Below are 2,861 nucleotides of genomic sequence, written 5' to 3'. Positions count from 1 at the left end.
TCGAAAGGGGATAAAAAACGGAGAAATCATTTCTACAATAGATTCTGAAACTTTTACAACTATATTTATATCCACAATTGAGGGTTCTCTTATGATGACAAAGCTATATTATGACCCCATTTATATAAACCGCTCTATTGGCTTCTTAAGAGATTACCTAGCTAAACTTGAAACGACGAATAATAAAGGTTGAGAATTGAATTATTCACTTTATTTAAAGAATAAAAAATAACATCGGATAGGAGCTAACAATATGAATGACAAAATCGTAATGCCGGTATGGACGTTCGGACTGTTCATCGTCATGATGAACACGACGATGTTTAACGTCTCCATTCCGAGCATCATTAAGGATATCGGGGTTTCGGCGTCACTTGGATCGTGGATTGTTTCAAGTTACTCGATCGGATATGGATTATCAACGGTGATTTTCAGCAGACTTTCCGACGTCCTGCCTATTCGAAGATTGCTGGCAGTTGGACTCATGATACTGGGGCTTTCTTCCGTATTCGGCATCTTCGCGACGAATTTTCAAGCTCTGCTAATAGCTCGAATTGCGCAGTCCGCCGGCGCAGGCGTGATGCCGGGACTTGGCCTCGTTTTAGCCAGCCGGTATATTCCTTATGAAAGGCGAGGCAGAGCAATTTCAATGATTTCGGCGGGAACTGCCATGGCATTTGGCCTCGGGCCAATCGTCGGTGGGATGATCAGCGAGTACATCGGCTGGAAATGGTTATTTGCTGTCTCTTGCCTTGTGCTTGCTCTTCTCCCGATTCTGCTGCGCCTGCTCCCCAAAGAGGAGCCAAAGCTTTTCCGGTTTGATATAACCGGCGCTTTTCTGACTGTCGTCCATGCGGTGACTCTTCTCACCGCCGTAACGCAACGTTCAGCCGTCTGGCTGACAGCCGGATTGTTATCGATTGCTGCCCATGTCTGGCACCTCAAACGCACGAAAGAATCTTTTATCAACCCGGAACTCTTGGCAAAGCCAATGTACCGGAAACTCCTTGTTGTCGGTTTCTTCCTTATGGTGCTGAATATCGGTAACTTGTTTTTAATGCCACTGGCACTTGCTAATCTATTTGGCAAATCTCCGTTGGCTATCGGCTTTACTATCGGACCAGGCGCCGTTTTATCAGCCTTTCTCACGTTCTTCATCGGACGCTGGATCGACCAGTACGGCAGTGTGCGGTTTCTGATACTCGGGCATGGGATTTTAGTTCTCGTTTTGATAGCCTTTTGGGCAGACCTAGGCACATCACCGACTGTCATCTTGCTCGGGTACCTATTCTTCTCGCCTGCGACCTCTGTAACGTTAGCTTCTTTAAACTACGAAACGTCACGTATTTTGCCGAACAAGTTGATCGGTTCAGGAATGGGATTTATGCAACTCATCCAGTTTTTCGGCGGTTCATTTTCCGTTGCGGTTTGCGGTATATTACTCGAATTTCAAAAAAAGAATTCGCTGGTTCGTGCCTATGAAAATGTGTACGGCACTTTAATTGCGGTATGCATTTTCTCGTTAATCACGCTGCTCTGGTACATGCTATCCGTCCGTCGGTCCGAGTCTTCGAGGGGTAACATAACGGAAAAAGCGCGGGCGAGATAGCGAAATAAATGAACAATTGAGGAAAAATAGATTTGGTAAATAAAAAGTGGCCAGTAACATCATGGAGGTATTGACACTTACCTATTAGTAAGTTAAAATTGCACTATGGAAAATCGAAAAGTACAAATAATAGATTTAGCAATGCAGTTAATTCAACAAAAAGGGTATGTAGCGTTTAGCTACGATGACATTTCTAAACAACTGGGTGTCACAAAGGCAAGCATTCACTATCATTTTGAGAAAAAGGAGGATCTAGGAGCGGCGATTACCGATAGGATCATGCAACGATTGGATAGATTTTCGAATAGCAATGCCTCTATATCGCCAAAAGAGAAGCTAAAGAATTTTTTTACGGACAGAATGGAACGATTTAGATGTTATGACATTTGCCCAATCTCGTCCTTACAAACAGATTTTGAATCTTTGCCTGAGGCAATGCAGAAAAAGGTAAAGGAAATAAGCGAAAAGGAACTATTAATTATTACGAATATACTCCGGGAAATACAGGAACAAGGTGACCTTCAATCTTCAGTCGATGTCGATTCTCTTGCCCTAATGATTTTGGCTGCTGGTAAAGGGGTTCTTCAATACCAACGTGTGCTTGGAAAGGACCTTATCGCCGATTTTATGAAACAAGTAAGCAATCTTACTGATAAATAGCAGCTTACATACCAACAACCGTTACTTTCACTAATAAGTAAAGGTTGTTGGTATAAAATTGTAGACTATACTGATCGCTTTACTCAGATTTCATAAACGAGCAAGCCAACTTAATATAAAGTATGGATAGATCGACTTTTAAAAAATTACGTTTATTGACAATTCAATTGGAATTATTCAGGAGGAGCGTTATGCTGTAAAAAAATAGCTTTATATGTTCCTTTGTTTGTTAGATATATTTGTGATGGCAGCTCAATTGACAGAGCATCTCTGATTAAATATAAAATTTCTAGAAATACTGGAATAATGGTTGCTGAAAGGAGGTTTTTAACAGTGAATGATGATATTGCAGTAAAAGTCTATAAGGCACTAGGTGAATCGACTCGTTTACAAATCGTAAAATTACTTACTCAACAATCAGAGTTAGCTTGCCTAGAAATGGCAAATCAATTAAAAGTCCCGAACAACTCAACATTGACGCATCATTTAAAACCATTACTCGATTGCGGATTATTAGCAGTTCGCAGAGAGGGAACCTTCAGATATTACAGTCTACAACGAGAAGTCCTTGCTCAATACGCTCCCGCTTTAC

3 protein-coding genes and 1 pseudogene are annotated in these 2,861 nt (G+C 41.5%); all 4 read left to right on the top strand.

The genetic code is table 11. The annotated features are described in order from the left end of the window. Positions 1–193: pseudogene (locus V7137_RS03150) on the top strand (hypothetical protein); the annotation flags it as partial. Positions 194–253: 60 nt separating this feature from the next. Continuing rightward, positions 254–1,609, top strand: coding sequence for an MFS transporter (locus V7137_RS03145; RefSeq protein WP_335696716.1), 1,356 nt, complete (start codon positions 254–256; stop codon positions 1,607–1,609). A 105-nt stretch (positions 1,610–1,714) separates the two neighbouring features. Further along, positions 1,715–2,269 carry a TetR/AcrR family transcriptional regulator gene (locus V7137_RS03140; RefSeq protein ID WP_026565116.1) on the top strand — a complete coding sequence of 185 codons (555 nt, stop codon included), beginning with the start codon at positions 1,715–1,717 and terminating at the stop codon, positions 2,267–2,269. 333 nt (positions 2,270–2,602) lie between these two features. Beyond that, the coding region (locus V7137_RS03135) for an ArsR/SmtB family transcription factor (RefSeq protein WP_335696715.1) at positions 2,603–2,861 on the top strand (259 nt) is incomplete at its 3' end.

It is taken from the genome of Neobacillus drentensis, from assembly GCF_036962765.1.
In the GTDB taxonomy this organism is placed as follows: domain Bacteria; phylum Bacillota; class Bacilli; order Bacillales; family Cytobacillaceae; genus Neobacillus; species Neobacillus drentensis_C.
This window is presented reverse-complemented; position numbering and strand designations above follow the sequence as displayed.

Bases quoted from the DNA above. Each gene is read 5' to 3' on its own strand.
- V7137_RS03145 (WP_335696716.1), top strand. From the start codon at position 254: ATGAATGACAAAATCGTAATGCCGGTATGGACGTTCGGACTGTTCATC.
- V7137_RS03140 (WP_026565116.1), top strand. From the start codon at position 1,715: ATGGAAAATCGAAAAGTACAAATAATAGATTTAGCAATGCAGTTAATT.